At 73.3% G+C, this 23,520-nt stretch carries 18 protein-coding genes; 14 read left to right on the forward strand and 4 right to left on the reverse strand.

Annotated elements, in window-relative coordinates:
• The first annotated feature begins 29 nt into the window (after positions 1–29).
• From IF09_RS0109555 to IF09_RS0109585, 7 genes are all read left to right on the forward strand, one after another.
• Positions 30–1,493 (forward strand): 3' terminal RNA ribose 2'-O-methyltransferase Hen1, encoded by a 1,464-nt coding sequence (locus IF09_RS0109555; protein ID WP_030293952.1) that lies wholly within the window; start codon positions 30–32, stop codon positions 1,491–1,493.
• Entirely contained in the window at positions 1,490–4,054 is a 2,565-nt protein-coding gene (locus IF09_RS0109560) for a polynucleotide kinase-phosphatase (RefSeq protein WP_030293954.1), read from the forward strand. The genes IF09_RS0109555 and IF09_RS0109560 overlap by 4 nt, the downstream gene beginning before the upstream one ends.
• A 198-nt stretch (positions 4,055–4,252) precedes the next feature.
• Positions 4,253–4,720, forward strand: coding sequence for a hypothetical protein (locus IF09_RS0109565; protein ID WP_234320934.1), 468 nt, complete (start codon positions 4,253–4,255; stop codon positions 4,718–4,720).
• 100 nt (positions 4,721–4,820) lie between these two features.
• Positions 4,821–6,047: an arginine deiminase gene (locus IF09_RS0109570; RefSeq protein ID WP_030293958.1), complete on the forward strand. Its 1,227-nt coding sequence runs from the start codon at positions 4,821–4,823 to the stop codon at positions 6,045–6,047.
• Between the two features lie 138 nt (positions 6,048–6,185).
• On the forward strand, positions 6,186–7,202 hold the full coding sequence (argF, locus tag IF09_RS0109575; protein WP_030293959.1) for an ornithine carbamoyltransferase: 1,017 nt from the start codon (positions 6,186–6,188) through the stop codon (positions 7,200–7,202).
• A 143-nt stretch (positions 7,203–7,345) separates the two neighbouring features.
• Complete coding sequence (locus IF09_RS0109580; protein ID WP_030293961.1) at positions 7,346–8,173, forward strand: enoyl-CoA hydratase family protein; 828 nt, start codon at positions 7,346–7,348, stop codon at positions 8,171–8,173.
• A gap of 4 nt (positions 8,174–8,177) precedes the next feature.
• Complete coding sequence (locus IF09_RS0109585; protein WP_051832296.1) at positions 8,178–10,469, forward strand: bifunctional salicylyl-CoA 5-hydroxylase/oxidoreductase; 2,292 nt, start codon at positions 8,178–8,180, stop codon at positions 10,467–10,469.
• A 21-nt stretch (positions 10,470–10,490) separates the two neighbouring features.
• On the opposite strand, the gene IF09_RS0109590 is transcribed toward IF09_RS0109585, so the two are convergent.
• The 3 genes from IF09_RS0109590 to IF09_RS0109600 form a co-directional block, all read right to left on the reverse strand.
• Positions 10,491–11,330, reverse strand: a complete 840-nt coding sequence (locus tag IF09_RS0109590; RefSeq protein WP_030293965.1) for a GNAT family N-acetyltransferase — start codon at positions 11,328–11,330, stop codon at positions 10,491–10,493.
• 102 nt (positions 11,331–11,432) lie between these two features.
• Complete coding sequence (locus tag IF09_RS0109595) at positions 11,433–12,239, reverse strand: PaaX family transcriptional regulator C-terminal domain-containing protein (RefSeq protein WP_030293967.1); 807 nt, start codon at positions 12,237–12,239, stop codon at positions 11,433–11,435.
• Positions 12,240–12,266: 27 nt separating this feature from the next.
• Entirely contained in the window at positions 12,267–13,895 is a 1,629-nt protein-coding gene (locus IF09_RS0109600) for an AMP-binding protein (RefSeq protein ID WP_030293968.1), read from the reverse strand.
• A 138-nt stretch (positions 13,896–14,033) separates the two neighbouring features.
• On the opposite strand from IF09_RS0109600, the gene IF09_RS0109605 reads away from it, so the two are divergent.
• The 3 genes from IF09_RS0109605 to IF09_RS46310 all read left to right on the forward strand — a co-directional run bounded on the left by IF09_RS0109605 (position 14,034) and on the right by IF09_RS46310 (position 16,203).
• On the forward strand, positions 14,034–15,182 hold the full coding sequence (locus IF09_RS0109605; protein WP_030293969.1) for an acyl-CoA dehydrogenase family protein: 1,149 nt from the start codon (positions 14,034–14,036) through the stop codon (positions 15,180–15,182).
• Positions 15,179–15,604, forward strand: a complete 426-nt coding sequence (locus IF09_RS0109610) for a RidA family protein (protein ID WP_030293970.1) — start codon at positions 15,179–15,181, stop codon at positions 15,602–15,604. Before IF09_RS0109605 ends, IF09_RS0109610 begins: the two co-directional genes overlap by 4 nt.
• An 89-nt stretch (positions 15,605–15,693) precedes the next feature.
• On the forward strand, positions 15,694–16,203 hold the full coding sequence (locus IF09_RS46310; protein ID WP_199920422.1) for a hypothetical protein: 510 nt from the start codon (positions 15,694–15,696) through the stop codon (positions 16,201–16,203).
• Positions 16,204–16,265: 62 nt separating this feature from the next.
• On the opposite strand, the gene IF09_RS0109620 is transcribed toward IF09_RS46310, so the two are convergent.
• Positions 16,266–17,639 carry an aminopeptidase P family protein gene (locus tag IF09_RS0109620; RefSeq protein ID WP_030293971.1) on the reverse strand — a complete coding sequence of 458 codons (1,374 nt, stop codon included), beginning with the start codon at positions 17,637–17,639 and terminating at the stop codon, positions 16,266–16,268.
• A 192-nt stretch (positions 17,640–17,831) separates the two neighbouring features.
• Between IF09_RS0109620 and IF09_RS0109625 the strand changes: the two genes are divergently transcribed.
• From IF09_RS0109625 to IF09_RS0109640, 4 genes are all read left to right on the forward strand, one after another.
• Complete coding sequence (locus IF09_RS0109625; RefSeq protein ID WP_030293973.1) at positions 17,832–20,225, forward strand: collagenase; 2,394 nt, start codon at positions 17,832–17,834, stop codon at positions 20,223–20,225.
• Positions 20,226–20,327: 102 nt separating this feature from the next.
• Entirely contained in the window at positions 20,328–21,494 is a 1,167-nt protein-coding gene (locus IF09_RS0109630; protein ID WP_030293976.1) for an NAD(P)/FAD-dependent oxidoreductase, read from the forward strand.
• A gap of 271 nt (positions 21,495–21,765) precedes the next feature.
• Positions 21,766–22,080 carry a (2Fe-2S)-binding protein gene (locus IF09_RS0109635; RefSeq protein ID WP_030293977.1) on the forward strand — a complete coding sequence of 105 codons (315 nt, stop codon included), beginning with the start codon at positions 21,766–21,768 and terminating at the stop codon, positions 22,078–22,080.
• The gene (locus IF09_RS0109640) at positions 22,061–23,473 is read left to right on the forward strand and encodes an NAD(P)/FAD-dependent oxidoreductase (RefSeq protein WP_030293979.1); all 1,413 of its coding nucleotides are present in this window, start codon (positions 22,061–22,063) and stop codon (positions 23,471–23,473) included. The genes IF09_RS0109635 and IF09_RS0109640 overlap by 20 nt, the downstream gene beginning before the upstream one ends.
• The last annotated feature ends 47 nt before the right edge of the window (positions 23,474–23,520 follow it).

The following is a 23,520-nucleotide window of genomic DNA, read 5'->3' on the forward strand; positions in this document are numbered from 1 at the left end:
GCCATCGGGCGACAGGCATGCTGAGCTGCATGTTCTTGACGATCTCCACCACTGGCAGTGCTGAGCACCCGGCCACCGATCTGGGCTTTTTGCTGCACAAGCACCCTGGGAAGGTGCAGGCGTTCTCCACCTCCCATGGCACCGCCCACGTCTTCTACCCCGAGGCCACGGATGCGCGGTGCACGGCGGCTCTGCTGCTCGAGGTGGATCCCGTCGCGCTCGTGCGGCGCGGGCAGGGCAAGGGGCGGGGCGGGGCGCCCGACGCCGCGCTCGCGCAGTACGTCAACGACCGGCCGTACGCGGCCTCCTCGCTGCTCGCCGTCGCGCTCAGTTCCGTCTTCCGCAGCGCGCTCAAGGGCCAGTGCACCGCCCGGCCCGAGCTGCCGGAGCAGGCCCGTCCGCTGCGGATCGAGATCCCGGTGCTGCCCGCCCGGGGCGGGGCGGCCCTGGTGCACCGGCTGTTCGACCCGCTCGGCTGGGACCTCGTACAGGCCGAACCCGTGCCGCTCGACGAGCAGTTCCCGGAGTGGGGGGACTCCCGGTACGTGCGGCTCGTCCTGGAGGGCGGGCTGCGGCTCGCCGACGCGCTGCGGCAGCTCTACGTCCTGCTGCCCGTGCTCGACGACGCCAAGCACTACTGGGTCGCCCCCGACGAGGTGGACAAGCTGCTGCGCGCCGGAGACGGCTGGCTGGCCGCGCACCCCGAGAACGGACTCATCAGTGCTCGTTATCTCGCCCGGCACAAACGGCTGACCCGCGACGCCCTGGAGCGGTTGGAGCTGCTTCGGCTGGCCGAGGCCGACGGCAGCGAGGTCGAGGAGCTCGACAACGCCGTGGGTGAGATCGAGGAGAAGCCCGTGCCGCTCGCCGTGCAGCGCCGCGAGGCGATCCTCGCCGCTCTGCGCGCCGTCGGCGCGGCCCGGGTCCTCGACCTCGGCTGCGGACAGGGCCAGCTGGTGCAGGCCCTCCTCAAGGACGTGGCCTTCACCGAGATCGTCGGTGTCGACGTGTCCGTGCGTGCCCTCGCCATGGCCGCGAAGCGGCTGCGCCTCGAGCAGATGGGGGAGCGCCAGAGCAGTCGTGTGCAGCTGCTGCAGGGTTCGCTCGCCTACACCGACAAGCGGCTGGCCGGGTACGACGCGGCGGTGCTCAGCGAGGTCATCGAGCACCTGGACCTGCCGCGGCTGCCGGCCCTGGAGTACGCGGTGTTCGGCTCGGCCCGCCCCCGCACCGTCCTCGTCACCACCCCGAACGTCGAGTACAACGTCCGCTGGGAGACCCTGCCCGCCGGGCACGTCCGGCACGGCGACCACCGCTTCGAGTGGACCCGCACGGAGTTCCGTACCTGGGCCGGCGAAGTCGCCGAACGGTACGGGTACGCCGCCGAGTTCGTTCCCGTCGGGGACGACGACCCCGAGGTGGGGCCGCCGACCCAGATGGCCGTCTTCACACAGATCAGCACCGATAGCAAGAAGGAGGGTGAGGTCGCATGACCAGGACCGGCACGCGCGTACTTCCCGTCACCGACCTGTCCCTCGTCGTCCTGATCGGGGCCACCGGATCCGGCAAGTCCACCTTTGCCCGCAAGCACTTCAAGCCCACCGAGGTCATCTCATCCGACTACTGCCGGGGCCTGGTCTGCGACGACGAGAACGACCAGAGCGCCAGCAAGGACGCCTTCGAGGTCCTGCACTACATCGTCGGCAAGCGGCTCGCCGCGGGCCGCCTCACCGTCGTCGACGCGACCAGCGTGCAGTCCGAGGCCCGCCGCCAGCTCGTCCAGCTCGCCCGCGCGCACGACGTGCTGCCCCTCGCCATCGTCCTCGACATGCCCGAGGGGGTCTGCGCCGAACGCAACGCCGGCCGCCCCGACCGGGCCGGGCTGCCCCGCGCGGTCATCCAGCGGCACCGCCGCGACCTGCGCCGCTCGCTGCGCGGACTGGAGCGCGAGGGCTTCCGCAAGGTGCACGTGCTGCGCACGCCCGAGGAGGCCGACAGCGCGGAAGTGGTGCTGGAGAAGCGGTTCAACGACCTCACCCACCTCACCGGCCCCTTCGACATCATCGGCGACATCCACGGCTGTTCCTCCGAGCTGGAGACCCTGCTCGGCAAGCTCGGGTACGAGGACGGCGTCCACCCGGAGGGCCGCACGGCGGTCTTCGTCGGCGACCTCGTCGACCGCGGCCCGGACAGCCCCGGCGTCCTGCGCCGCGTGATGGGCATGGTCGGGTCCGGCAACGCCCTGTGCGTGCCCGGGAACCACGAGAACAAGCTCGGCCGTTACCTCAAGGGCTCCAAGGTCCAGCAGACCCACGGGCTCGCCGAGACGATCGAGCAGCTCGGCCACGAGCCGGAGGAGTTCGTCGAGGAAGTGCGGGAGTTCATCCGCGGCCTCGTCAGCCACTACGTGCTCGACGGCGGCAAGCTGGTGGTCTGCCACGCCGGCCTGCCCGAGAAGTACCACGGCCGCACGTCCGGCCGGGTGCGCTCGCACGCCCTGTACGGGGAGACCACCGGCGAGACCGACGAGTTCGGCCTGCCCGTGCGCTACCCGTGGGCCGAGGACTACCGCGGCAAGGCGGTCGTGGTCTACGGCCACACCCCGGTGCCGAACACCGCCTGGATCAACAACACCATCTGTCTGGACACCGGCGCCGTCTTCGGCGGGAAGATGACCGCCCTGCGCTGGCCCGAGCGCGAACTGGTCGACGTACCGGCCGAGAAGGTCTGGTACGAGCCGGTCAGGCCGCTCGCCGGCGAGGCGCCCGCCGGTGCTGCGTTCGACGGCTCACAGGCCGGCCGCCCGCTCGACCTGGGCGACGTCCACGGGCGACGGATCGTCGAGACCCGGCACCTGGGCAACGTCACCGTGCGCGAGGAGAACGCGGCGGCGGCCCTGGAGGTCATGAGCCGCTTCGCGGTGGACCCGCGGCTGGTCCCGTACCTGCCGCCGACCATGGCGCCCACCGCCACCTCGCAGGAGGACGGCTACCTGGAGCACCCGGCCGAAGCCTTCGCCCAGTACCGCAAGGACGGCATCGCCCAGGTCGTGTGCGAGGAGAAGCACATGGGCTCCCGCGCCACCGTCCTCGTCTGCAAGGACGCCGAGGCGGCACGCGAGCGCTTCGGCGTCGAGGGCCCCACGGGATCCGTCTACACCCGCACCGGACGGCCCTTCTTCCAGGACCCCGAGGTCACCGAGGAGGTCCTCGCCCGGCTCCGCGGCGCCATCACCGACGCCGGCCTGTGGGAGGAGCTGGCCACCGACTGGCTGCTGCTGGACGGGGAGCTGCTGCCCTGGTCGCTGAAGTCCACCGGCTTGCTGCGCAACCAGTACGCCGCCGTCGGCGCGGCCTCCCGCGCCGTCTTCCCGGACGCCCTCGCCGCCCTGGCCGCGGCCGCCGGCCGGGGCGTCGACACCGGCGACCTGCTCGCCCGCCAGCGGGACCGGGCCGCCGACGCCGGGCGGTTCACGGACGCCTACCGGCGCTACTGCTGGACCACCGACGGGCTGGACGGCGTACGGTTCGCGCCCTTCCAGCTGCTGGCGGCAGCCGGGCGCTCGCTGGCCGACGTACCGCACGACGAGCAGCTGTTCTGGCTGGACCGGCTCGTCGCCGCCGACGAGGCGGCCGGTACCGGGCTGTTGCGCCGCACCGGCCGGATCCTGGTCGACACCGCCGACGAGGACTCGGTACGGGCGGGCACCGACTGGTGGCTGGAGCTGACGGCCGCGGGCGGCGAGGGCATGGTCGTCAAGCCGCTCCAGGCGTACGCCCGGGACGGCAAGGGCCGCCTCGTCCAGCCCGGCGTGAAGGTCCGCGGCCGCGAGTACCTGCGGATCATCTACGGGCCGGAGTACACGCGTCCGGAGCAGCTGGAGAAGCTGCGCCAGAGGTTCCTGGGGCACAAGCGCTCGCTGGCCCTGCGCGAGTACGCGCTCGGGCTGGAGGCCCTGGACCGGCTGGCGGGCGGGGAGCCGCTGTGGCGGGTGCACGAGGCGGTCTTCGGGGTGCTCGCCCTCGAATCGGAGCCGGTCGACCCCCGGTTGTGATGCGGAGGCCGTGACACGGAGGCGTAAAGGCGAGGCCCCCGTACGGCCCCGAATTAGGTCGTATGGGGGAACTTTCCCGAAGAACGCCGGGAAAACCACCGGCGGGATCGTTCATCCAGGGCAGCGGAATGTCCGCGACCCTGGAAGGACGGAACGTCACTTATGAAGATGACCGCGCGCGGAAGCATTGCGGCACTCATGACCTGTATGGCCGCGGCAGGCGCAGCCACCCCGGCCGTGGCCGACTCGGTGCCGGTGGCTGTGCCCCTGGACGCCGTGAAGACCACGCTGGGCGTGGAGACCCCGCGCGTGGCCACCGCGGTGCCGGTGCCGGTCGTCGGCGCCCCGGAGGCTCCGCGGTACCACACGGGGGATCTGCTCCCCAGCCCGATCCTCCCGGTGCTGCCGGTCGCCACCGAGCTCGGCAGCACCCTGGTCGGCGCGCCGGTGCCGAACCTGCTCGGCGACCCGAAGACGGACGGCGAGGGCACCGTGGAGTCCCCGGCCACAGGCCTGCTCGCCCGCACCCCGGGTGCCGTCGTCGGCGCCCCGCTGACGATGCCGAACGGCGACAACTTCGGGATCCCGGACCTGACCACTCCCAAGCTGGGCCTGACCACCCCGGAGCTGATCGGCACCCCGGCGGCACTCCTCGGTCTGCGCTGATCCCGCGGGGGCTGGCGGGCCCGCAGGGGCTGCCGGTCCTGCCCGGTCTCCTGAGCGAACGCCCCGTCAAAAAGCCGTCCGGTCTGCGAACGTGTACGCCATGGGATTCCATGTCGACTCCGAGACCGGGCGGCTTCGCCGCGTCATCCTCCACCGGCCCGACCTGGAGCTGAAGCGGCTCACACCGACCAACAAGGACGCGCTGCTCTTCGACGACGTGCTGTGGGTGCGCCGGGCCCGCCAGGAGCACGACGGCTTCGCGGACGTACTGCGCGACCGCGGCGTGGAGGTGCACCTCTTCGGCGACCTGCTGTGCGAGGCCCTGGAGATCCCGGAGGCCAGACACCTCGTATTGGACCGGGTGTTCGACGAGAAGGAGTACGGGCCGCTCGCCACCGACCACCTGCGCGCGGTCTTCGACGGGCTGCCGGCGGCCGGACTGGCCGAGGCGCTGGTCGGCGGGATGACCAAGCGGGAGTACCTGGAGCGGCACGCCGAGCCGGTGTCGGTGCGATTCCACGCCATGGAACTGGACGACTTCCTGCTGGGGCCGCTGCCCAACCACCTGTTCACCCGGGACACCTCCGCCTGGATCTACGACGGGGTGTCGATCAACGCCATGCGCTGGCCCGCCCGGCAGCGCGAGACGGTGCACTTCGAGGCGATCTACAAGCACCACCCGCTCTTCACCGCCTCGGGGGCCTTCCACTACTGGTCGCAGGGCCAGGCGGACTACCCGTCGACCATCGAGGGCGGGGACGTGCTCGTCATCGGCAACGGCGCGGTCCTGATCGGGATGAGCGAGCGGACGACGCCGCAGGCGGTGGAGATGCTCGCGCGCGGGCTCTTCGCGGCCGGGTCCGCGACCACCATCGTGGCGCTGGACATGCCGAAGCGGCGGGCCTTCATGCACCTCGACACCGTCATGACGATGGTGGACGGAGATACGTTCACCCAGTACGCGGGCCTCGGCATGCTGCGCTCCTACACGATCGAGCCGGGCGCCGGCCTGCAGGAGCTGAAGGTGACCGACCATCCGCCGGAGCACATGCACCGGGCGATCGCGGCTGCGCTCGGGCTGGACTCGATCCGGGTGCTGACCGCGACGCAGGACGTGCACGCGGCGGAGCGCGAGCAGTGGGACGACGGCTGCAACGTGCTGGCCGTCGAGCCGGGGGTGGTGGTGGCGTACGAGCGGAACGTGACGACCAACACGCACCTGCGCAAGGAGGGCATCGAGGTCATCGAGATCCCGGGCAGCGAGCTGGGCCGGGGCCGGGGCGGGCCGCGGTGCATGAGCTGCCCGGTGGAGCGGGACCCGGCCTGACCGGGGGAAACCGGACGGGAACCGGAGGGGCGGGCAACAGGAGGACCGGCGCAACCGGAGGCCGGGGGGCTGTATATCAATGCAGGAGAGCGTATACACTTCCAGCATCCCCTGTCAGTGCGACCCTGGAGTGCCCCGATGGCCACCGACCTCGTCGGCCGTAGTTTCCTCAAGGAGCTCGACTTTTCCGCCGCCGAGTTCCGCGGCCTGATCGAGCTCGCCGCCGACCTCAAGGCGGCCAAGAAGGCCGGGGCCGAGCAGCGCCGCCTCCGGGGCAGGCACATCGCGCTGATCTTCGAGAAGACCTCGACGCGCACCCGCTGCGCGTTCGAGGTCGCCGCCGCCGACCAGGGCGCCCACACCACCTACCTCGACCCGGCCGGCTCCCAGATCGGCCACAAGGAGTCGGTCAAGGACACGGCGCGGGTGCTCGGCCGGATGTTCGACGGCATCGAGTACCGGGGTGACAGCCAGGCGGCCGTGGAGGCGCTCGCCGCGCACTCCGGCGTGCCGGTGTTCAACGGGCTCACCGACGACTGGCACCCCACCCAGATGCTGGCCGACGTGCTCACCATGACCGAGCACTGCGCCAAGCCGCTGGACCGGATCACCTTCGCCTACCTCGGCGACGCCCGCTTCAACATGGGCAACTCGTACCTGGTGACCGGCGCGCTGCTCGGCATGGACGTCCGGATCGTCGCGCCGAAGGCCTACTGGCCGGCCGAGTCCGTGGTGTCCGAGGCGCACCGGCTCGCGGCCGCCAGCGGGGCCCGGATCACGCTGACGGAGAACGTCGCCGAGGGCGTGGCCGAGGCGGACTTCGTCGCCACCGACGTGTGGGTCTCCATGGGTGAGCCCAAGGAGGTCTGGGACGAACGGATCGGCGCCCTGGCCCCGTACGCCGTCACGATGGACGTGCTGCGCGCGACCGGGAACCCGGACGTGAAGTTCCTGCACTGCCTGCCCGCCTTCCACGACCTGGGCACCAAGGTCGGCCGGGAGATCCACGAACGGCACGGGCTGGAGTCGCTGGAGGTGACGGACGAGGTGTTCGAATCCGCGCACTCGCTCGTCTTCGACGAGGCCGAGAACCGGCTGCACACCATCAAGGCCGTGCTCGTCGCCACCCTCGCCGGGCCGGACGACACCCCCTAGCGGGGCTCTTGTTCGCGTGGCATCGCATAGTCATGCGGGCGGGGGCCCGCCAAGGTGAGCCGGGCGGCGGTGGGGCGCGACGCCTTCACTCATGTGTCGCGTTTCTGTGACGGCAGTCACGATGCAGTGATACCGTCGATCGTGTGAGCCCCTTCATCGGTTCCACAGCAGCGACCGAACGGTGGCGCCACCTGCGGGTGACCCGGCAGGACGGCGTGGCCACCGTCACCCTCGACCGCCCCGAGAAGCTCAACGCCCTCACCTTCGGCGCCTACGCCGACCTGCGCGATCTGCTCGCCGAACTCTCCCGCGAGCGGTCCGTGCGCGCCCTCGTGCTCGGCGGCGAGGGTCGCGGGTTCTGCTCCGGCGGAGACGTCGACGAGATCATCGGTGCCACCCTCGCCATGGACACCGCCCAGCTCCTCGACTTCAACCGGATGACCGGCCAGGTGGTGCGTGCCGTCCGCGAATGCCCCTTCCCCGTGATCGCCGCCGTGCACGGGGTCGCCGCCGGCGCCGGCGCCGTCCTCGCCCTCGCCGCCGACTTCCGGATCGCCGACCCCACCGCCCGCTTCGCGTTCCTCTTCACCCGCGTCGGCCTCTCCGGCGGGGACATGGGCGCCGCCTACCTGCTGCCCCGCGTCGTCGGCCTCGGCCACGCCACCCGGCTGCTGATGCTCGGAGAGCCCGTACGCGCGCCGGAGGCCGAGCGCATCGGCCTGCTCAGCGAGGTCACCGAGGAGGGCAAGGCCGGCGTACGGGCCGCCGAACTCGCCGCGCACCTCGCGGCGGGCCCGGCCCTCGCGTACGCGCAGACCAAGGCGCTGCTGACCGCCGAGCTCGACATGCCGCTGGCCGCGTCGGTCGAGCTCGACGCCAACACCCAGGCCCTCCTGATGAACGGCCGGGACTACGCCGAGTTCCACGCCGCCTTCACCACGAAGCGGCCGCCGGAGTGGAAGGGAAGGTAGCGCCATGGCTGCGGGCACCCTGCGGGTCGGCAGCGCCGTGCGGGCCGGCAGCCCGCTGCGGGTCGCCGTCGTCGGCGGCGGGCCCGGGGGCCTGTACGCCGCCGCACTGCTGGCCCGCCAGGGCCACACCGTCGAGCTCTGGGAACGCAGTGCCCCCGAGGACACCTTCGGCTTCGGCGTGGTGCTCTCCGACGAGACCCTCGGAGGCATCGAAGCGGCCGACACCGTCGTCTACGCCGCCCTCGGCGCGGAGTTCGTGCGCTGGGACGACATCGACATCGTCCACCGCGGGCGGCTGCTCACCTCCGGCGGCCACGGCTTCGCCGCCATCGGGCGGCGCAGGCTGCTCAAGATCCTGCACGAGCGCTGCGCCGGGCTCGGGGTGAAGCTCCGCTTCCGCACCCGGGCACCGGCCGCCGCCCTGCTGGCGGCCTCGTACGACCTGGTGGTCGCGGCCGACGGGGTGCACAGTGCGACCCGGCAGAGCGGCGCCGCGCACTTCCGGCCGACGCTGACGAGCGGGAGGTGCCGGTACATCTGGCTCGCCGCCGACTTCGCCTTCGACGCGTTCCGCTTCGAGATCGCCGAGACCGAGCACGGCGTCATGCAGCTGCACGCCTACCCCTACTCCGCGGACGCCTCCACCGTGATCGTGGAGATGCACGAGAAGGTGTGGCGGGCCGCCGGCCTCGACCTGTGCGACGAGGGCGAATCGGCCGCCCGCTGCGCCAAGGTCTTCGGCGAGGCCCTGCGCGGCCGGCCGCTGCATGGAAACCGCTCCGCGTGGACGGAGTTCCGTACGGTCGTCAACGAGCGGTGGTCCCACGGCAACGTGGTCCTGCTCGGCGACGCGGCGCACACCGCGCACTTCTCCATCGGCTCCGGCACCAAGCTGGCGGTGGAGGACGCGCTCGCGCTCGCCGAAGCCGTGGCCGCACAGCCGGACGTGCCCGCCGCCCTGGCCGCGTACGAGGCCGCACGGCGCCCCGCGGTGGCCTCGACCCAGCGGGCCGCCGCCGCCAGCATGCGGTGGTTCGAGGAACTCGCCGGGTACGTGGACCAGCCCGCCCGGCAGTTCGCCTTCAACCTGCTCACCCGCAGCCGACGGGTGACCCACGACAACCTGCGGCTGCGCGACGAGCGGTTCACCCGGGCCGTGGAACGGGACTTCGGCTGCCCGGACGAGGACACCCCTCCGATGTTCACGCCGCTGAAGCTGCGCGGACTGACCCTGCGCAACCGGGTCGTGGTCTCCCCGATGGACATGTACTCCGCACAGCACGGCGACGGGACTCCCGGGGACTTCCACCTGGTCCACCTGGGCGCGCGGGCCCTCGGCGGAGCCGCGCTGGTGATGACCGAGATGGTCTGCGTGTCTGCCGAAGGCCGGATCACCCCCGGCTGCACCGGCCTGTACACGGCGGAGCAGGCGGCGGCCTGGACCCGGATCGCCGACTTCGTGCACACCTCGGCGCCCGGCACCGCGCTCGGCGTCCAGCTCGGCCACTCAGGTCCCAAGGGCTCGACGCGGCTGATGTGGGAGGGCATGGACGACCCCCTCCCGGAGGGCAACTGGCCCGTGGCGGCGGCTTCGGCCCTGCCGTACCGGCCGGGCGTCTCGGCCGTCCCGCGCGAGCTGACGGTGCAGGACCTCGCCTCGATCCGCTCCGATTTCGCGGCCGCCGCGGTACGGGCCGCCGACTGCGGGTTCGACCTGCTGGAACTGCACTGCGCCCACGGCTATCTGCTGTCCGGCTTCCTGTCCCCGCTCACCAACCACCGTACGGACGCCTACGGAGGCCCGCTGGAGAACAGGCTCCGGTTCCCGCTGGAGGTCTTCGACGCGGTCCGCTCGGTGTGGCCCGACGACCGCCCGATGACCGTCCGCATCTCCGCCACCGACTGGGCCCCCGGCGGCACCTCCGCCCAGGACGCGGTGGACATCGCGGCCGCCTTCGCCGCCCACGGCGCCGACGCCATCGACGTGTCGACCGGCCAGGTGGTGGCGGACGAGGCCCCCGAGTTCGGGCGCTCGTACCAGACCCCGTACGCGGACCGGATCCGCAACGCGCTGGGCGTCCCGGTCATCGCCGTCGGCGCCATCTCCTCCTGGGACGACGTGAACTCCCTGCTGCTGGCGGGCCGCGCCGATCTCTGCGCCGTCGGCCGCCCCCACCTCTACGACCCGCACTGGACCCTGCACGCGGCCGCCGACCAGTCCTACGCAGGCCCGGCGGCCCCCTGGCCCGCCCCCTACCGGGCCGGCAGCCGCAAACCGCCGGCCGGCCGCGGCTGAGGGAGGCTCACGCAGCTGCCCTCAGAGGGCGGCCACCTCGATGCGGTCCTCGACCGGGGCGTAGCCCAGGCGCTGGTACACGCCGTTGCTGGTCGGGTTGGCCAGGTCCGTGAAGAGCAGCACCTCCGAGGCGCCGGCCGCGTACGCCGCTTCGCTCACCGCGTACGTGACCCCGGCGGCGTAGCCGCGCCCGCGGAGCTCCGGCGGGGTGTACACGGGGCCGACGCGGGCGGCCGAGCCGATCGGGCGGAAGAACCCGGCCATCGACACCGGCCTCCCGGCGTCCTCCCAGAGCAGCACGCCCCCGTACGAGAGCCGGTCGCGCAGGGAGGCCTCGGAGGGGCCGCCCGGCTCCCCGGTCTCCCGCTTGAAGGCGCCGGCCCAGTCCATCAGCAGCGGCAGATCGGCCTCGGCGGCGGCCCGGGCCCGCCCGGCCGGGGCGGGATCCGGGGCGACGAGTCCGGCGAGCCGGTACAGGCGGTGCTCCTGGGTGACCTCGCTCGGCCTCCCCCAGGCCGCGGCCAGCGCCTCCGCGTCGCGGCGGCGGGCGTTCAGCGCCTCGACCCCGGCGAGGAGCGGCTCGGCGGCGAGCGCGGCCCCCAGGCCGCGGACGGCCCCGTCCGGCAGCGCCCCGATCAGCAGCGGGAACGGCGGGGTGCACAGCAGGGCGCCGTCGACGCTCCCGTCGGCGCCGGTCCACCAGCCGAAGAAGGGCTTCGCGGACCCGTAGGCGTCCGGGCCGCGCCGCTCCAGCGCGTCGGTCACGGTCAGCAGCGTGGTGTTGGCGACGGGCTCGCCGGCCACCGCCCGGCCCGCCGCGGCCCGATAGGCCGTCAGGTCATGGGTGAAGGTCCAGGTCATGGCTCATGATGCCGCCGGATCGTTTCCCCGCGCACATCAGTTTCCCCCAGGCCTGGGGGCACCTGCCAGCGGTGGCCGGGGGAGGGCCTTCGACGGCATCCCCTAGGGTTCCAGGAACCCCGCCCCGATGTCCCGCAGCCGTGCGTGCAGTTCGGCGAAGACCGCCGCCGCCCGGTCGCCCGGCCAGTCCGCCGGCAGCAGCTCGCGCGGCAGGCCCGGATCGGCGTACGGGAGGCGGCGCCAGGTGTCCAGGGCCAGGAGGTAGCCGCGGTAGGCCTCCTCCGGGGTGGGCGCCGGGCCCGACTGCAGGGCGCGCAGCACCGGCTCGTGCAGGTCGAGGAACTCCTCGTGCTGCTTGGCCAGCGAGGTCAGGTCCCACCACCGGGCGACCGCCTCGGCGGTCGGGGCGAAGCCGAGGTGACCGCCGCGGAACAGCTCCACGTACGCCGTCAGGTGCAGCCGGTCCAGGGTGTGCCCGGTCTCCTCGTACAGGTGGGCCGGCGCGATCCACACCCCCGGCGCCACCGCGCCGAAGCCGAGCCGGGCCAGCCGCGAGCGCAGCAGGTGCCGCTTGTGCCGCTCCTGCTCCGGTACGGAGAACACCGCCAGCAGCCATTCCCCCGGCGGGTGGGCGTCGCGGTCCCCGTAGATCCGCCGGTCGCCGTCGTCCAGCAGCTGCCGCGCCTCCGCGGAGAGCTCGTACCCCGCCGAGCCGTCCGCGGCGCGCGCGGGCAGCAGGAAGCCGCGCCGCTTCAGCCGGGACACCGACGAGCGGACCGACGGGGCGTCCACGCCGGCCGCGCCCAGCAGGCGGACCAGCGCGGACACCGGGACCGGGCCCTCGAAGGCCCGCCCGTAGGCTCCGTAGAACGTGACGATCAGGGATCGCGGGGTGTGCTGCTCGACCACGGGTTCACTCTAGGGGTGTCTTGTGGATCAGGCCGGGTCAGCTGCGTCGCGCAGCAGGAACCGCTGCAGTTTCCCGGTCGCCGTCCGGGGGAGGGCGGAGAGGAAGACGAAGGAGCGGGGGCACTTGTGCGGGGCCAGTTCCGCCCGCATGAACGTGCGCAGGGCCTCCTCCGTCACTGCCGCGCCCGCCCGCAGGACGGTGTACGCCACCACGATCTGCCCGCGTCGCTCGTCCGGGCGGCCCACCACCGCGGCCTCCACCACGTCCGGGTGGTGCAACAGGGCTTCCTCCACCTCCGGGCCCGCGATGTTGTAGCCCGCCGAGACGATCATGTCGTCGGCACGGGCGACGTACCGGAAATAGCCTTCCGGATCGCGGACGTAGGTGTCCCCGGTCAGGTTCCAGCCGTCCCGTACGTACTCCTCCTGCCGCGGATCGGCCAGATAGCGGCAGCCCACCGGGCCGCGGACGGCCAGCAGCCCCGGCTCGTTGTCCGCGACCGGCCGGCCGGCGGCGTCCACCACCCGCGCCTGCCAGCCCGGCACCACGCGGCCGGTCGTGCCCGGGCGGATGTCCTCGTCGGCCGCGGAGATGAAGATGTGCAGCAGCTCGGTGGCTCCGATGCCGTTGATGATCCGCAGTCCGGTGCGTTCGTACCAGGCCTGCCAGGTGGCCGCCGGGAGGTTCTCGCCCGCCGAGACGCAGCGGCGCAGCGCGGACAGGTCGTACGCGCCCACGTCGTAGGGGCCCAGGGCGTCCAGCATCGCCCGGTACGCGGTGGGCGCGGTGAACAGCACCGTGACCCGGTGTGCGGCGAGGGCGGGCAGCAGCCGGCGCGGGACGGCCTGGTCGAGCAGCAGCGCGGAGGCGCCGGCGCGCAGCGGGAAGACGACCAGACCGCCGAGGCCGAAGGTGAAGCCGAGCGGCGGGCTGCCCGCGAAGACGTCGTCGGGGCGGGGGCGCAGGACGTTGCGGGAGAAGGTGTCGGCGACGGAGAGCAGATCGCGGTGGAAGTGCATGCAGCCCTTGGGGCGGCCGGTGGTCCCCGAGGTGAAGGCGATCAGGGCCACGTCGTCGGCGGAGGTCTCGACGGCGCGGAACGGCCCCTCGTGGCGGTCGGCCAGCCGCAGCAGGTCGTCCGGGGCCTCGCCGCCGTACGGGGTGATCTGCAGGCCGGGCACCTCCGCCTTGGCCAGGTCGTCCAGCACGCCCACGTGGCACAGCGCGTGCTGCACCCGGGCCATCGCGCAGACCGTGGCCAGCTCCTGCGCCCGCTGCTGGGCCAGGACCGTCACCGCCACCGCGCCCGCCTTCATCACCGCCAGCCAGCAGGCGGCGAGCCACGGGCCGGTGGGGCCGCGCAGCAGCACCCGGTTGCCGGGGACCACGCCGAGGTCCGCCGTGAGCACGTGCGCGAGGCGGTCCACGCGCTCGCGCAGTTCCCCGTACGACCAGACCTCGCCCGTGCCGCCGCGGAAGGCCGGGCGGTCGGGTCCGAAGCGGGCGACGGTGACGTCGAGCAGCTCGGCGCCGCAGTTGAGCCGGTCCGGGTAGGCCAGTTCGGGGAGCTCGAACAGCAGCCGCGGCCAGGCGTGGGGCGGCGGAAGGTGGTCGCGCGCGAAGGTGTCGGCGTGGGCGGAAGGCTTGAGCTCCAAGGCGGGTTCGCCCCCTTGCAACGGCAGCGGCCCCCGGGTGGGGGACCGAAGTGGCGGAGCAGGCCGTGCACGTGCGCTACGAGCGTATCGTGATGGTGACGGCAGTCAACAGGACGCGATAGAAGCGGGGATATTCGGATGACCGGATTCGCGCTCGGGGCGGAACAAGAGGAGTGGTGCGGGCACTTGCGCGCGCTCGCGGCGGACCGGCTGCGGCCGCTCGCCGACAAGGGCGAGCCGGGGCGGGTCAACCGCCCGCTGCTCGCGGCACTCGGTGAGCTGGGCCTGCTGGAGCGGGTCTTCACCTCGGGGGCGCTGGAGCTGTGCCTGCTCCGCGAATCCCTCGCGTACGGGTGCACGGAGGCGGAGACGGCCCTTGCCCTCCAGGGTCTGGGGGCGCATCCGGTGCTCAGCTCGGGGACAGCGGAGCAGCGGGCGCGCTGGCTGCCGCAGGTGCGGGCCGGGCGCGCGGTGGCGGCCTTCGCGCTGAGCGAGCCGGGGGCCGGCTCGGACGCGGCGGCGCTGGCGTTGCAGGCCGTACGGGACGGGGGCGCAGGGAGCGGGAGCGGGCACGGTGACGGCGGCGCGGGCGGCTGGCGTCTCAGCGGCGAGAAGTGCTGGATCTCCAACGCCCCCGAGGCGGACTTCTACACGGTGTTCGCCCGGACCGGCGAGGGGCCGGCCGCCAGGGGAGTCACCGCCTTCCTGGTCCCGGCCGACCGCCCCGGCCTGTCGGGGGAGCCCCTGGACATGCTGTCGCCGCATCCGATCGGCCGGCTGTCCTTCGACGGCGTCCCGGTCGGCCCGCAGGACCTGCTGGGCGAGCCCGGCCGGGGCTTCCGGGTGGCGATGGACACGCTGAACCTGTTCCGGCCGAGCGTGGGCGCCTTCGCCGTCGGCATGGCCCGGGCCGCGCTGGACGCGACCCTGGCCTACACGGCGGTGCGGCCCGCGTTCGGCGGGGTGCTGGGCGACCTCCAGGCGGTGGGCCACCGGGTGGCCGAGATGGCCACCCGCACCGAGGCGGCCCGGCTGCTGGTCTATGCGGCGGCGGGCGCGTACGACGCCGGCTCGCCGGACGTCCCGCGCCGGTCGGCGATGGCGAAACTGCTGGCGACGGAGACGGCCCAGTACGTGGTGGACCACGCGGTCCAGCTGCACGGGGCCGTCGCCCTCCAGCGCGGCCACCTGCTGGAGCACCTGTACCGGGAGGTCCGGGCCCCGCGCATCTACGAGGGCGCGAGCGAGGTCCAGCGCACGATCATCGCGAAGGAGCTCTACCGGTGAGTGTCGAGCGGATCAACCCGGCGGAGCTCTCCCCGCCGACGGGCTTCTCCCACGCCGTGGCGGCAACCGGCTCCCGGCTCGTCTTCCTGGCGGGTCAGACCGCGCTCGACGCCTCGGGCAAGGTGGTCGGGGACACCCTGCCCGAGCAGTTCGAACGCGCTCTGGCCAACCTCCTGGCGGCCCTCGCCGCATCCGGCGGTACTCCTGCCGACCTGGCCCGGGTGACCGTGTACACGGTCGACGTGGACGCATACCGCACCCATGCGGCCGAACTCGGCGGCGTCTGGCGCCGGCTGGCGGGCCGCGACTACCCGGCCATGGCGGTCATCGGGGTCGTCCGCCTCTGGGACGAGCCCGCTCTGGTCGAACTGGACGGTATTGCCGTACTCGGCACCACCCAAAGCGGGTTGCCGGATTGCTGACCAGGTGCTTTTGACAGCGAGCCGGGGAGGGGCGAGGGTGGAAATGACCTTTTTGTAAGGAAAGTCTCAATCCTCGGAGGTGCATGGTCATGCGCCGTGTCATCACCGCGACGGTCGTGGCAGGGGCCGCGGGCGTCGCGCTCGGCCTGATGCCTGTCGGCGGGGCGTTCGCCGCGGGTCTCCCTCAGACCCAGCAGAACAACACGGGATGGTGCTCCGACGACTGGCGCGGGGACCACTGGCGTGACTGCTGCGACTCCTCCCGCTGGCACCACTGGAACGACCGTCCCAGCTGGTGCTGGGACAACGACTCCTGGAACGACGGGCGGCACCACAACGCGAACTGGAACTGGAACGACAACTGGAACAACGACCGCTGGAACGACGGCCGCTCCAACCATGACAACCGCAACGACAACGACTGGCGCGGCGGTCACGACAGCGGCTGGAACGACAACGGCTCCGGCCGCGGTGGCGACGGCGGAGGCGGCGGCTACGGCGGTGGTGGCGGCAACGGTGGCGGTGGGGGCGGCGGCAACGGCGGCGGTGGAGGCAGCGGCCACGGTGGAGGCGGCGGAGGCGGTGGTGGCGGCCACTGACCGGGCCGCCTGACACCCCTCCCACTGACCGGGCCGCCTGACACCCCTCCCACTGACCCGGCTCACCGGCGCTCCAGCAGAGCCCCCATCCACTCCTCGATCCCCGCGACCGTGCGGGGCAGGGCGCCCGACATCAGCCGGGCGCCCTTCGCCGTGATGACCAGGTCGTCCTCGATGCGCACCCCGATGCCCCGAAGCTCCGGCGGCAGCGTCTCGTCGTCCGGCTGCAGGTACAGGCCCGGCTCGACCGTCAGGACCTGGCCCTCCTCCAGGACTCCGTCCAGATAGGTCTCCGCGCGCGCCTTCGCGCAGTCGTGCACGTCCAGCCCCAGCATGTGACCGCTGCTGCACAGCGTGTACCGCCGGTGCAGATCGCCCCGCGCGTCCTTCAGGACGCCCCACTCCGCCAGGCCCTCCGCGATCACCTGCATCCCGGCCCGGTGGAAGTCCCGGAAGCTCGCGCCCGGGCGCAGCGCCGCCATGCCCGCGTCCTGCGCCGCCAGCACCAGTTCGTACACCTGACGCTGCACGGGGGAGAAGCGCCCCGACAGCGGGAGCGTGCGCGTGATGTCCGCCGTGTAGAGGCTGTCGGTCTCCACGCCCGCGTCCAGCAGCAGCAGTTCGTCCCGGTCGAGCCGGCCGTCGTTGCGGATCCAGTGCAGGACGCACGCGTGCGCGCCCGACGCCGCGATCGTGTCGTACCCGGTGCCGTTCCCCTCCGCCCGGGCGCGCAGGCCGAAGACCCCCTCGATCCACCGCTCGCCGCGCGGGTGCGCCAGGGCGCGCGGCAGCGCCCGTACGACGTCCTCGAAGCCGGCCGCCGTGTGGTCGACGGCGAGCTGGAGCTGCCCGATCTCCCAGGCGTCCTTGACCAGGCGCAACTCGGAGAGCGCCGCGGCCAGTTCGGTGTCGGTCGCGGCGTTGCGGCCCGCCGGGGAGCCGAGGTCGTCCAGGTGGGCGCAGCGCAGGCCGGTCAGGCGCTCCGCCTCCGCCAGGTCGGGGCGGCGGCCGACCCAGAACTCCCCGTACCGGCGGTCCCGGAAGAACTCCTCGTTGCCGTCCGCGCGCGGAGAGCGGGGGCGCAGGTACAGCACCGGCTCGTGGCCGTGCGGGCCGGAGGGTTCCAGCACCAGGACGTGGCCCACCTGGTCCTCGCCCGTCAGCCCGGTCAGCCAGGCGTACGCGCTGTGCGGGCGGAAGCGGTGGTCGCAGTCGTTGGAGCGGACCTTGAGCTCGCCGGCCGGGACGATCAGCCGCTCGCCCGGGAACCGCGCCGAGAGCCGGGCGCGCCGGGCCGGGGTGACCTCGTACGCGGAGACCCGCGCGGCGTCGGGAAGGGGGGACGCCGCCCAGTCGGCGGCCATGAAACGGGACAACTCCGGTGACACCGGCAGGTCGTGGCTGCCGATGTTGAGGGGGGAGGGGGTGTCGGTCACGGGGGGCTCCCTCAAGAAGATGCGAACTGGTGGGCGCACAGGTCTTGTCAGTGCAATTTCACATTACTATGTTACAGCTCACACCGCGGCACGTTAATCCCCGTCAAACGCCGCGTGACGCAGGGCAGTTCACGCATCTCACGCATGTCACGCACCACTTCCCCCACCTCCCCTTCCCAGCAGGAGTCTTTGGTGTCTCAGCACAGAGCTGTGCGTACGTCTCTCCTCTCCGCCGCCGTCGCGGTGACGCTGCTCGCCTCCGCGGGCCAGGCCGTGTCCCAGACCGCCGAGCGGCCCGCGCTCGCCGCCCCCGCCGCCGTGCCCGGCACCTTCACCTCCGGTGCGCCCGCCCCGAACCCGTTCGACGAGGTGGACCACCTCGCCTCCCCCAAGGAAGCCGCGCCCGCGACGGCCCAGGCACCCGGCGGTCTGGCCGCCAACGGCCGCGTCCCCGGGGCCGCCCCGGCCGCCGCCGCTCCGGCGGACCGCACCGAGCGCACCGAGAAGAGCCGCAAGCTCGCCGCCGCCCAGGCCGCGCCGACCGCGCAGAGCGTCGCCGCGGGAGTCCCCTGCACCCTCGACGGGATCAAGGGCCTGAGCCCCGAGCAGTTCGCCGACTTCCTGGCCGACCCGGCCGTCACCGCCGACGGCTGTCTGCGCGGGCTGATCTGGACCTGGGACGCCCGCCTGGTTCCCGTCATGTCCGACGCGCACGTCCAGGCCGTCTCCCGCCGGATATCCGGCCTGGCCGCCGCTCACGACGGCCGGAACTCCTCGCACCTGGAGGAGATGTTCACGTACCTGCACGCGGCCGTGTACCACGACTTCTCGCGCGACGAGATCGACCTCACCGACGCCGCGACCGTCGGCGCCATGAGCAAGGCCGTCACCGACTTCGGCAACGCGGCCCACACCTTCGACGCCACCGCCTCGAACGCCCGCACCCTGCGCGAGGCCCTCTACGCGACCGGCCCCGGCATGCGCCAGAGCCAGCTCGGCCTCGTCAAGAAGGTCCTGGCCACCATGGACGCCTCGCACTCCGCCACCAGCGGCGACGCGAACTGGGGCGGCGCGGCCCTCGCGGCCCTCACCGTCAACTACCTCGGCGTCTACCCGGGCAACGAGGACGACGCCTTCCACGCCGCGGCCAAGGCCGACTCCGCCTACCGGGCCGCCTTCAAGGCCTTCGCCGGGTACACCCACCTCAAGGGCACCGCCAACGAGTGGGTGGTCCGCGACGCGCTCGGCGAGTACGGCCGCTTCGGCCAGATCGAGGGCCTCCAGGGCCAGATCTCCCCCGACCTCGGCGCCCTCCTGGAGCCGGTCAAGGCCGCGTGGGGCAACGGCAGCGAGCCCTGGGCCAAGCTCGTCTCCTGGCTGAACACGTACAACGCGTGCAAGCAGTACGGGGTGTGCAAGGAGGACATCGAAAAGATGCTCTTCCCGAACACGTACACCTACGACAACGGCGCCATCAAGGTCCGCACGGCCCTCGACCGGGCCACCGTCGACCAGCTCTACTACGCGAGCAAGCAGGTCAAGACGCAGTTCCACCGCGTCATCGGGACCGACCAGCCGCTGGCCGGCGACCCCAACACCACGCTGAACATCGTGCTGTACGCCTCCCGCGCCGACTACGTGACGTACCAGACGATGCTGAACGGCTACGGCACCAACAACGGCGGCATGTACATCGAGAACGGCGCCACCTTCTACACGTACCAGCGCCGCGTCCCGCAGGACTCCTCCCTCACCCTCGAGGAGCTCTTCCGCCACGAGTACACGCACTACCTCAACGGCCGGTTCGCCGTCCCCGGCTTCTTCGGCGAGGGCCCCTGGTACGAGGGCGACCGCACCACCGCCATGGACGAGGGCACCGCCGAGTTCTTCGACGGCGCCACCCGCGACAACGGCATCGCCGTCCGCAAGTCCCTGGTCAAGGGCATCATCAACGACACCGCCGGCGGCGGCCCGCGGATGTCGGTCGAGCAGCTGCTCAATGCCACGTACGACGGCGACGGCTTCCGCTTCTACAACTACGCGGGCACCTTCTTCGAGTTCCTGTGGACGGAGAAGCCCTCGCTGCTGCGCGAGATGTACACCCACCTGCGGGCCAACGACGTCGCCGGGTATGACGCGTGGCGCCACCGCATGGGCGCGGACTCCTACCTCCAGCGCGACTATGACCGCTTCCTGAACGCGCAGATCGCCAAGGTCGACGAGCTCTACGTGCCGAACACGGTCTACACGCCCAACGACAAGCTGCGGGACTCCGCGCTGGCGAACGTGAAGTCGGCGTTCGCGACCGCCACGTACAGCACCCCGGACTGCGTGGAGAACGGGGACCCGGGCAAGCGCCGGTTCACCTGCACCGGCCGGATCTCCTCGAACCTGAAGAACTGGCGCAGCGACGACCAGAACTTCAAGGACATGTCGGAGACGGTGGACTACTTCATCCTCGACCGGGCGGGCGCGGCCTCCAACAACCTGGCCGACATGAACTGCTCCTTCAGCCCCGTGGAGGTCTGGACCGACCACAAGGCGGGGACGTCGAGTTACAGCTGCGAGGGCCCGCTGCGCAGCTGATCGGGCACCCGGGCCGGTCCCTTCCGCAACGAGGGGAGGGACCGGCCCCGGGGACCCCTGAGCGGCCTAGGCACCGACTAAAGAATGTGACATATTACTGCCGTGCCCAAGAGACATCCCCTGGACGTCGTGATCATCGGCGCCGGCGTCGTCGGAGCCGCGATCGCGTACTACGCCGCCCGCTCCGGCCTTTCCGTGGCCGTCGTCGACCGCGGCCCCGTCGCGGGCGGCACGACCGGAGCCGGGGAAGGCAACCTGCTCGTCTCCGACAAGGGGGCGGGCCCGGAGCTCGACCTGGCCCTGCTGTCGGCCGGCCTGTGGCGCGAACTCGCCGCCGCCCTCCCGCAGGAGATCGAGTACGAGGCCAAGGGCGGGCTCGTCGTCGCCCCGGACGAGGCTTCGCTGGGGGCGCTGCGAGATTTCGCCGAAGGCCAGCGCGCCGCCGGCGTCGAAGCCGTCGAGGCGGGGGTCGACGACCTCCGCGAGCTGGAGCCCCATCTGGCCCCCGGGCCGGCCGGCGGGTTCCTGTACCCGCAGGACGCCCAGGTCCAGCCGGCCCAGGCGGCGGCCAGACTGCTGGCCGCATCGGGGGCTTCGGTGCACCTCGGCGATGAGGTGACCGGGATCCTCACGGGGCCCGGCGGAGTCCGCGGGGTCCGCACACGCGGGGGTGAACTCCTCGCCCCAGCGGTGGTGAACGCGGCCGGGACCTGGGGCGGCCGCATCGCGGAACTGGCCGGGGTGTCCCTCCCGGTGCTTCCGCGCCGCGGGTTCGTCCTGGTGACGGAGCCGCTGCCGAGGGTGGTCCGGCACAAGGTCTACGCCGCGGACTACATCGCCGATGTGGCGAGCGGCTCGGCGGCCCTCCAATCCTCGGCGGTGGTGGAGGGTACGCCCTCGGGCCCGGTGCTGATCGGGGCGACCCGGGAGCGGGTGGGCTTCGACCGCTCGCTCTCGGTGGAGGCCCTTCGCCTCCTGGCCGCCCAGGCGGCGGCACTGTTCCCCGTCCTGGCGGACACCCGGGTGCTCCGCACCTACCACGGCTTCCGCCCCTACCTCCCGGACCACCTCCCGGCGATCGGCCCGGACCCCCGGGTCCCGGGGCTGTTGCACGCGTGCGGCCACGAGGGCGCGGGCATCGGCCTCGCCCCGGCGACGGGCGTCCTGATCACGGCAGCCCTGACGGGATCGGAACCCCCGCTCCCCCTCGACCCGTTCCGCCCGGACCGTTTCGACGAGCCGATGGCAGATCCGGAGCGCGCCCGATGACCGGTCCCGGGTCCGGTGCGGGTATCCGCTGCGCGGGGCCGTCCCCTGCCCGCCCTTCCACCGCTCCCCGGGCGCTGCCCGGACCCGCGCCTCGAACGGCGGCGGGGCCGGGGGTGCCGCCGTGCGGCAAGATCCGGCCTCGCCGGCGTCCGACGCGCGGGGTCCGGGGCGGAGCCCCGGGGACCGGGGAGGGGCGGGGCGGGAAGGAGGCTCCGCGCAGCGGAACCCTGCGCCCGCCCACCGCACCCACCACGCCGAAGGAGAACGGCCGATGAGCCACACCCCCCGCACCCTCGTCGGCGGTGCGCCCGAGGCCACCTACGTCCTGCGCTTCGACGGCCGCGAGCTCACCGCCCAGGCGGGCCAGAGCATCGCCGCCGTGCTGTGGGGCGCCGGGATCCTCGCCTGGCGGACCACCCGCGAACGCGGCGCCCCCCGCGGGGCGTTCTGCGGGATCGGCAGCTGCTACGACTGCCTCGTCACCGTCAACGGCCGCCCGAACCAGCGTGCCTGCCTCGTCCCCGCCCGCCCCGGGGACACCGTCACCACCCAGGAGGGAACCGGCCATGCCGAGCTCGGCGTCTGACCCCGCAACGCCGGGCCCCGCGCCCGACCTCGCCGTCGTCGGCGCCGGCCCCGCCGGGCTCGCCGCCGCCGTCACCGCCGCCGGGCTCGGGCTGCGGGTCGTCCTTCTCGATGCGGGGGAGCGGCCCGGCGGGCAGTACTACCGCCACCCCGCGCCGGGACTCGGGGCGGACCGTCCCGAAGCCCTGCACCACGGATGGGCCGCCTTCGCCGAACGCGAAGCCGCCCTCCGGGCCCATCGGGCGGCCGGCCGGATCACGTACCTCCCGGCCCACCACGTCTGGACCGTCGTACCGGACGGCCCCGCCTGGACACTGCACGCCGTCGCCGGTCCCGAGGAGGCGGCGGCCACCCTGCACGCCCGGGCCGTACTCCTCGCCACCGGGTCCTACGAGCGGCAACTGCCCTTCCCCGGCTGGACCCTGCCCGGAGTGGTCGGGGCCGGCGGGGCGCAGGCCATGCTCAAGAGCGGGCTCGTACTGCCGGGCCGGCGGGTCGTCGTCGCCGGGAGCGGGCCGCTGCTGCTCGCCGTCGCCGGATCGCTCGCCGCCGCCGGGGCCCGGGTGCCGGCCGTCGTCGAAGCCGCCGCGTACGGCGGCTACGCCGGCCACGTCCCCGCCCTGCTGCGCAACCCCGGCAAGCTCGCCGAGGCCGCCACGTACGGCAGCGCCCTGCTCCACCGCCACATCCGCCTCCTCACCCGGCACGCCGTGACCGAGGCCCACGGCGCCGGCCGCGTCGAGGCCGTCACCGTGGCCCGCCTGGACCGGGACTGGCGGCCCGTGCCCGGCACCGGCCGCCGGATCCCCTGCGACGCCCTCGCCGTCGGCCACGGGCTCGTCCCCCAGCTGGAGCTGGCGACCGGCCTCGGCTGCGCCACCCGCCGCAGCGCCGACGGCACCGCCGCACTGGCGCTGGACGCCGGGCAGCGGACCTCCGTCCCCGGCATCTGGTCCGCCGGCGAGACCGGCGGCATCGGTGGCGCCCAACTGGCCCTGCTCGAAGGGGAGATCGCCGCCCATGCCATCGCCGGACGGCCCGCCCCCGCCGCCCTGGCCCGCCGCCGGGCCCGCCTGCGCGCCTTCGCCGACGCGATGGGCACCGCCCACCGCCCCGGCGCCGGCTGGACCGAGTGGCTCCGCGACGACACCGACGCGTGCCGCTGCGAGGAGGTCCCGGCCGGCCGGATCCGCGAGGCCGTCGCCGACCTCGGCGCACGGGACGCCCGTACGGTCAAGCTCCTCACCCGGGCCGGAATGGGCTGGTGCCAGGGCCGGATGTGCGGACCGGCCGTCGCCGCCCTGGCCGGGGAGGCCCCCGCCCCCGACCGGCGGCCGCTGTCCTGCCCGGTCCCGCTGCGCCACCTCGCCGAACTGCCTCCGGCGGACGGCTGATCGGGCGGCCCGGGCCCTTGTGGCCGCCTCACACCCACTAGTAAAAT

This window comes from Streptomyces katrae, from assembly GCF_000717655.1.
GTDB lineage: Bacteria > Actinomycetota > Actinomycetes > Streptomycetales > Streptomycetaceae > Streptomyces > Streptomyces katrae_B.

Coding starts and splice junctions, on each gene's coding strand:
- IF09_RS0109555 (WP_030293952.1), top strand. CDS start 30: ATGTTCTTGACGATCTCCACCACTGGCAGTGCTGAGCACCCGGCCACC.
- IF09_RS0109560 (WP_030293954.1), top strand. CDS start 1,490: ATGACCAGGACCGGCACGCGCGTACTTCCCGTCACCGACCTGTCCCTC.
- IF09_RS0109565 (WP_234320934.1), top strand. CDS start 4,253: ATGACCTGTATGGCCGCGGCAGGCGCAGCCACCCCGGCCGTGGCCGAC.
- IF09_RS0109570 (WP_030293958.1), top strand. CDS start 4,821: ATGGGATTCCATGTCGACTCCGAGACCGGGCGGCTTCGCCGCGTCATC.
- argF (WP_030293959.1), top strand. CDS start 6,186: ATGGCCACCGACCTCGTCGGCCGTAGTTTCCTCAAGGAGCTCGACTTT.
- IF09_RS0109585 (WP_051832296.1), top strand. CDS start 8,178: ATGGCTGCGGGCACCCTGCGGGTCGGCAGCGCCGTGCGGGCCGGCAGC.
- IF09_RS0109590 (WP_030293965.1), bottom strand. CDS start 11,330: ATGACCTGGACCTTCACCCATGACCTGACGGCCTATCGGGCCGCGGCG.
- IF09_RS0109605 (WP_030293969.1), top strand. CDS start 14,034: ATGACCGGATTCGCGCTCGGGGCGGAACAAGAGGAGTGGTGCGGGCAC.
- IF09_RS46310 (WP_199920422.1), top strand. CDS start 15,694: ATGCGCCGTGTCATCACCGCGACGGTCGTGGCAGGGGCCGCGGGCGTC.
- IF09_RS0109635 (WP_030293977.1), top strand. CDS start 21,766: ATGAGCCACACCCCCCGCACCCTCGTCGGCGGTGCGCCCGAGGCCACC.
- IF09_RS0109640 (WP_030293979.1), top strand. CDS start 22,061: ATGCCGAGCTCGGCGTCTGACCCCGCAACGCCGGGCCCCGCGCCCGAC.